The organism is Methylobacterium sp. WL116 (genome assembly GCF_008039455.1).
Classification (GTDB): domain Bacteria; phylum Pseudomonadota; class Alphaproteobacteria; order Rhizobiales; family Beijerinckiaceae; genus Methylobacterium.
In genome coordinates, this window is record NZ_VRUV01000290.1 from 1 (window position 1) to 5,789 (window position 5,789).

A 5,789-nucleotide genomic window follows, 5' to 3' on the forward strand; every position below is an offset into this window, starting at 1 on the left:
GCGCCGAGCGGCGGGGCGGCCAGCGTGCTGCCCGAGCCCGACCCGCCGACCGGGGTCGTCGCCACGACGCTGATCTCCGACAGCGTCACCGAACTCTGTGCGTAGGCTGCACCCGGCAGCAATGCCACCGAGGCGATCAGGCTTCCGCGAAGCGCCCGCATTGTCATTCCCCAACCCCGAACCGTCGAACAGCGTGCCCCCTCTGCGGCGGGCTTGCCCAGCACTCATGCAAGGCGCGTCGAGATCGGACAATCGCGGGACGACCGTGATCCGGCGGAAAACGCCGCTCACGGGGCCGTTACGCGCGGAAACGGATGACCCGTGGTCCGCGTGCAACAGATTTTCTATGTCTCATCAAAGGCTTAGGGAGTGTTCGGCAATGTTGCCCGGGACGATTCGGCAACCCGGTTCCGGGTCGCTGGGCGGCGTCAGAGCCTGGCCTGGATCTTCTTGGCGATCTCGCCGAGGCGCTGCTCCAGGAGCTGCGGCACCTCGCAGACGTAGGTCAGCGACTGGCTGCGCTCCTGGAAGATGCGGCGATCCCAGGCGAACTTGGTCTCGATGTCGGATTGCTCCTTCGAGACCTCGCGGGCGTCGGCCGCGCTCGGGCCGTCCTTGGTCTGGCTGATGGTGTCGGCCTCGTCGCGGATGCGCTCGGCCATGCGGCGCTGTCCCTGCGCGTAGCGCGCGATCCCGCCCATCACCTTGTCGCGCTCGCCGTTGATGACCTCGAACACGCCCGCATAGACGTGGGCGAGGCCCTTGGCCTTGTCGGCCGCCGGCACCTTGGCGACGTAGGCGTCGATCAGCGGATCGACCTCGGTGAGCTCGGTCCGGCGGGAGGCGAGCTTCTGCGCCAGCACCGCGGCGTCGTTGTCGTCGCCCCAGGCGCCGGCGGCGGCGATGTCCGGCCCGGTCCAGAACTGGCCGGGGCTCAGGGTCGCGACCTTGCGCTGGACGCAGGGCCAGTCCGGGTCGGTCCTGGGCTGCGCCAGCGCGGGCGCGGCGAGGCCGGCCAGGGCGACGCCGAGGGCGGCGAGGGAGCAGAAGCGGGAAGCGATCATGACGGGTCTCCGGCCGGGCCGCCGCGCCGGGCCATGATGCCGCGGCCGGGATCGTAGGCGACGACGGCGAGGGTGAAGAAGGCGAGGGTCACGCCGAGCACGACCGCGCACGAGACCGGCTCGAACTGCCCGTAGAGGGCGAAGCGCACGAGCTGGACGGCGTGGGTGAAGGGATTGCACTGGCAGATCCAGTACAGCGTCTCCGAGGATTCGCGGATGCGCCAGAGCGGGTAGAGCGCCGACGAGGCGAAGAACATCGGGAAGATCACGAAGTTCATCACGCTGGCGAAGTTCTCGAGCTGCTTGACCATCGACGACAGCAGCAGGCCGATCGAGCCGAGCATCAGCCCGGCGGCGATGAAGGCCGGCAGGGCCGCGAGGTAGCCGACGGCCGGGATGTCGAGGTCCCAGAACCAGGCGATGGCCAGGAAGGCGTAGGCCTGCACCACCGAGACGGTGACGCCGGCGATCAGCTTGGCGAGCAGCAGCAGCCAGCGCGGATACGGGCTCGTCAGCAGCACCTTCATCGAGCCGACCTCGCGGTCGTAGACCATCGAGAGCGAGGATTGCATGCCGTTGAACAGCTGGATCATCACCGCCAGCCCCGGCACCACGTAGACCTCGTAGAGCACGTAGGTCTGGTACGGCGGCTCGATCGACACGCCGAGGGTGTTGCGGAAGCCCGCCGCGAAGATGAACAGCCATACCAGCGGCCGCACCAGCGCCGAGAAGAACCGCTCCTTCTGGTTGAAGAAGCGCAACAGCTCGCGCCGGACGATGCCGCCGAGGCAGATCAGGTAGCCGACCCCGTCGAGCCGGCCGAGATGGGCGGGCGGGCGCGTCGCGTCCGCCGCCACGGTGCGGGCGTCGACCGCCGTCGGCGTGCCGATGGGCGTGCTCATGCAGCCTCCCTCGCCGGCTTGGCCGGCTCGGCCACGAGCCGGCGGAACGCCTCCTCGAGGGTTTCGTCGGCCCCGCCGATGGTGCCGGCCCGTCCGCGCGCGACGATGCGGCCCCGGTGCAGCACCACCGCGTCGTCCTCCGCCGCGATCTCCTCGAAGATGTGGGTCGCCCACAGCACCGAGAGCCCCTCCTCGCGCACGAGCGCGCGGACGATCGCGACGATGTCGGCCCGCGATTCGAGGTCGAGGCCGACGGTGGGCTCGTCGAGCAGCAGCAGGCTCGGATGGTGGACCAGCGAGCGCGCGATCTCGATGCGGCGCGACTGGCCACCGGAGAGCGTCCGCACCTTGTCGGCGCGCCGGTCCGCCAGCCCGACCCGGTCGAGCAGCACCGCGATCCGCGCCTTGGCGGCCTTGCGCGCGATGCCGTGAAGCGCCGCGTGATAGAGCAGGTTCTGCTCGACGGTGAGGTCGGTGTCCAAGGTCCGTGCCTGGAACACCACGCCGAGGCGGGCGAGCGCGCGCGACGGCTCGCGGTCGAGGGCGTGGCCGAAGATCGCGACCCGGCCGTGGCGGTTGTTGTAGAGCCGGGTGATCAGGGAGAACAGCGTGGTCTTGCCGGCGCCGTTGGGCCCGAGCAGCGCCATGAAGCGCCCGCGCTCGACGGTGATCGACACGTCCGACAGTGCCTGGCGCGCGCCGAAGCTGTGGCTGACGTCGGCCACCTCCAGCGCCGGGGCCTCGCCCGCCGGACGCCCGCCCGCACCCATCGCCCGAGCGCCCTCGCTCATCGCCCGAGGACCCTTCTGGCGTCGCCGACCGCGTCGAGGCACTCGTCGAACTCGCCCTCGCCCTGCTCGCGCTCGGCCACGCGCAGGGCCTTTTTCAGCTTCGGCAGCGCCGCCTCGGGCGGGTTCTGCGCGAGCGCATCCCTGATCATGGCGATGCCGTCCGCGCAGGCGGCCTTGTCGTCGGCCAGCGCCGGCGTGCTCAACAGGAGGCTGGCGAGAAGAAGCGTCCGCATCATTCCACCGTGCGTCATTTCACAGTGATCGTGCCGGCGACGCCCTTCGACTCCAGGCCGCGGGCCTCCCAGGTGTACTTGCCCGGCTTGATCGCCACGAACTCGATCGCGATCTCGCCCGGATCGTCGAACTCGAGGTGATCCGGCGGGCCGCCGCCGTGGATCTCCTTGTGCTCGATGACGATCTGGTTCCACCAGATGTAGCGGAAGAACTCGGTCGCGTAGACCTTGTATTCCTGATGGCCCTTGGCGATGATCCGTAGCCGGTAGGCCTTGCCGGATTCGAGCTCGATGTCCTTGTTCTCGACGACGAAGTCGTTGCCCTCCTCGTTGCCGAGGACGAGGTCGGGCAGGGTCTCGCGCTTCTTGGTGAGATCGAGCGCGACGGCCGGGCCGGCCGCCAGGATCGCCGCCAGCCCCAGCGCCGCCCATCGAAGACCTCGTGTCATCCTGTTCCCCCCCCGCGCTGCCGTTCGCGGCAGTCGTGCTTGCGAAAACTCAGTTCGGCGAGATCGCCACGCCCCAGGGCAGCAGGCCGACCGGGATGCTCTTGACCACCTTCTCGGCCGCCACGTCGACCACCGAGACGTCGTTGGAGGTGCCGTTGGTGGAGAACAGCAGCGACTGGTCCGGCGTGAAGGCGAGCTGCCACACCCGCTGGCCCACCGGCAGGTACTTCTGCACGTCGTAGGTCTTGGCATCGATCACCGCGATGCGGTTGGCGGGCCCGAGGGCGACGAAGGCCTTGGTCCCGTCCTGGGTGATGCGGATGCCCACCGGCTGGATTGCCTCGTCGTTCACGCTCGGGATCTTGAAGGTGATCTTCTTCACCACGCGCCGCGCCGCCACGTCGATCACGCTGACCGTGCCGCCGACCTCGGCCGAGACCCAGAGGAACTTGCCGTCCGCCGTGAACTCGGCGAAGCGCGGACGGGCGTCGACCAGCACGTTGTCGATCACCTGGAAGGTCTTGGTGTCGATGAAGTGGGCCATGTTGGTGGTTTCGGAGGTGTTCACCAGGATCTTGCCGTCCGGCGACAGGCCCATGCCCTCCGGCTCGACGCCGACGGGGACCTCCGCGAGCACCTTGTTCTTCTCGATGTCGATGATCGTGACCTGGCTGTCGTCCTCGTTGGCGACGTAGAGCGGGTTGCCGCTGCGATCGAGGATGAACTGCTCGGGATCGGGGCCGGAGCGCAGCGAGCGCACCACCTTGCCGGTGGCGGTGTCGAGCACGTCGATGCGGTCGTCGTCGCTGGCGCAGACGAAGACTTCCTTGCCGTCCTTGCTCACGGTGATGCCGCGGGGGCGGCGCCCGACCTTCCAGGTCGCCGTCACCGCCATCGTCGCGGTGTCGATCACGCTGACCGAGTTGCCCTTCTCGTTGGAGACGTAGACCGTGTAGGCCTGCGCCGGCACCGACCCGAGCAGCGCCGCGCCGAGCGCGGCGAGCCCCAACCCTGCTCTCACGCAGCGGTCCATTCGCGATCCTCCCCCTGGCCTGGTGGCAAGCTTGGCACTCTGGCAGTGCCGAAATCCCGACGGACGACAGTGTAGTGCGTTTCGTGCCCGCGGCGAGGGCGACGGAACCGCGCTGCGGACTTCACGCGGCGGAACGCCGTCCTCGTGCGTCCCGGCGCGCTCACTGGAACTTGCAGGTCGTCTCGGGCAGGTCGGTCCCGAGGGTGTCGAGCGGCGTGCGCTGGTGCAGGAAGCCCTGCTCGGGCGCCACCGAGACCAGGGCCTTCGGCTGCACCACGATCAGCGGCTGGCGCAGCTGGTGGTCCCAGGGGCGGAAGCTCAGCGACACGCCCTTGTAGGCCGGCAGGCCGAAGGCCGGATCGCTCAGGTAGGCGGTCAGTGCCGCCGGGTCGGCGGTCTTGCGGGCGGCCCCGGCATCGCCGACGACGCGGATCGCGGCCCAGACCTGGTAGTCCAGCGGCCGCATCAGCCGGCCCGACAGGCGCCGGAAGCGGTTCTGCGCCTGAGCCGCGCCCCAGGTCTCCAGCACCGGCGACCAGGTGGTGGCGACGAGCCCCTGCGTGCCGCCGACGGGCCGCGGGTCGACCGTGCGATAGGGGACGTAGTCGCCCCAATCGGCCTCCTCGTCGGCCACGATCGCCATGTCGTAGTCGAGCCCGCGGGTGAAGACCATCGCCTCGGCGCGGGTCGGCGTGTCGCCGCGCGCCTTGGCCAGCGGCCCGAAGGTCCAGGGCTTCTCCGCCGTGATCTTGAGAGCGAACTTCCTGGCCGAGTTGCGCATCGCGTCGGCATAGAGCTTGTCCGCGTCGGTCGGGCCGACGATCAGGAACAGCTTCCGCCAGCGCATCACGGTGAGGTACTGCGCCAGCGCGTCGGTCTGCATCGCCCGGCTCGGGGCGACGTGGAACACGTTCCTGCGGCAATCGGCACCGCGCAGGCGGTCGTCGGGGGCCGCCGCGTTCAGCACCACGGCGCCCTTGCCGTCGGCGCGTGCCGCCTCCGAGACGGCGAGCACCTCGTCGGCCGGCAGCGCCAGGACGAGGAAGCGGATGCCCTTGCCGAGCAGCGCCTTCGCCGCGTCGACCGCGCTCGGGCCCCCCTCGGTGAGCGCGATCTCGTCGAGGGCGTAGCTCTGCTTGATGAAGCGGCCGGTGGTGTTGTTGTCGGCGATGGCCATCTTCGCGCCGGCCAGGCCCTCGTCCTCGGGCGCGGCCTCCGCGTCGTAGGAGGACGGCGCGGGCTGCGGCCGGTAGATCAGGCCGACATGGGTGGCGGCCGGTTCCGCGGGCGCGGCCGGCGCGGCGGCGGGCTCCTGGG

The 5,789-nt window shown here is 70.0% G+C and carries 7 protein-coding genes; all 7 read right to left on the reverse strand.

The genetic code is table 11. The features are described from left to right. Nucleotides 1-428 precede the first annotated feature (428 nt). A complete protein-coding gene (locus tag FV223_RS18300) occupies nt 429-1,064 on the reverse strand; it encodes a hypothetical protein (protein WP_147728359.1) in 636 nt (211 codons plus the stop codon). Beyond that, nucleotides 1,061-1,966, reverse strand: coding sequence for an ABC transporter permease (locus FV223_RS18305; RefSeq protein WP_187274887.1), 906 nt, complete (start codon nt 1,964-1,966; stop codon nt 1,061-1,063). Before FV223_RS18305 ends, FV223_RS18300 begins: the two co-directional genes overlap by 4 nt. Next, a complete protein-coding gene (locus FV223_RS18310; protein ID WP_246686402.1) occupies nt 1,963-2,757 on the reverse strand; it encodes an ABC transporter ATP-binding protein in 795 nt (264 codons plus the stop codon). Before FV223_RS18310 ends, FV223_RS18305 begins: the two co-directional genes overlap by 4 nt. Continuing rightward, on the reverse strand, nt 2,754-2,990 hold the full coding sequence (locus FV223_RS18315) for a hypothetical protein (protein WP_147728365.1): 237 nt from the start codon (nt 2,988-2,990) through the stop codon (nt 2,754-2,756). Before FV223_RS18315 ends, FV223_RS18310 begins: the two co-directional genes overlap by 4 nt. Before the next feature lie 14 nt (nt 2,991-3,004). Then, nucleotides 3,005-3,439, reverse strand: coding sequence for a hypothetical protein (locus tag FV223_RS18320; RefSeq protein WP_147728360.1), 435 nt, complete (start codon nt 3,437-3,439; stop codon nt 3,005-3,007). 49 nt (nt 3,440-3,488) lie between these two features. Then, nucleotides 3,489-4,472 carry a YVTN family beta-propeller repeat protein gene (locus tag FV223_RS18325; RefSeq protein ID WP_147728361.1) on the reverse strand — a complete coding sequence of 328 codons (984 nt, stop codon included), beginning with the start codon at nt 4,470-4,472 and terminating at the stop codon, nt 3,489-3,491. A 160-nt stretch (nt 4,473-4,632) separates the two neighbouring features. Further along, on the reverse strand, nt 4,633-5,789 hold a 1,157-nt coding region (locus tag FV223_RS18330), incomplete at its 5' end, for an ABC transporter substrate-binding protein (RefSeq protein ID WP_147728362.1).

Coding starts and splice junctions, on each gene's coding strand:
- FV223_RS18310 (WP_246686402.1), bottom strand. CDS start 2,757: ATGAGCGAGGGCGCTCGGGCGATGGGTGCGGGCGGGCGTCCGGCGGGC.
- FV223_RS18315 (WP_147728365.1), bottom strand. CDS start 2,990: ATGCGGACGCTTCTTCTCGCCAGCCTCCTGTTGAGCACGCCGGCGCTG.
- FV223_RS18325 (WP_147728361.1), bottom strand. CDS start 4,472: ATGGACCGCTGCGTGAGAGCAGGGTTGGGGCTCGCCGCGCTCGGCGCG.
- FV223_RS18320 (WP_147728360.1), bottom strand. CDS start 3,439: ATGACACGAGGTCTTCGATGGGCGGCGCTGGGGCTGGCGGCGATCCTG.
- FV223_RS18305 (WP_187274887.1), bottom strand. CDS start 1,966: ATGAGCACGCCCATCGGCACGCCGACGGCGGTCGACGCCCGCACCGTG.
- FV223_RS18300 (WP_147728359.1), bottom strand. CDS start 1,064: ATGATCGCTTCCCGCTTCTGCTCCCTCGCCGCCCTCGGCGTCGCCCTG.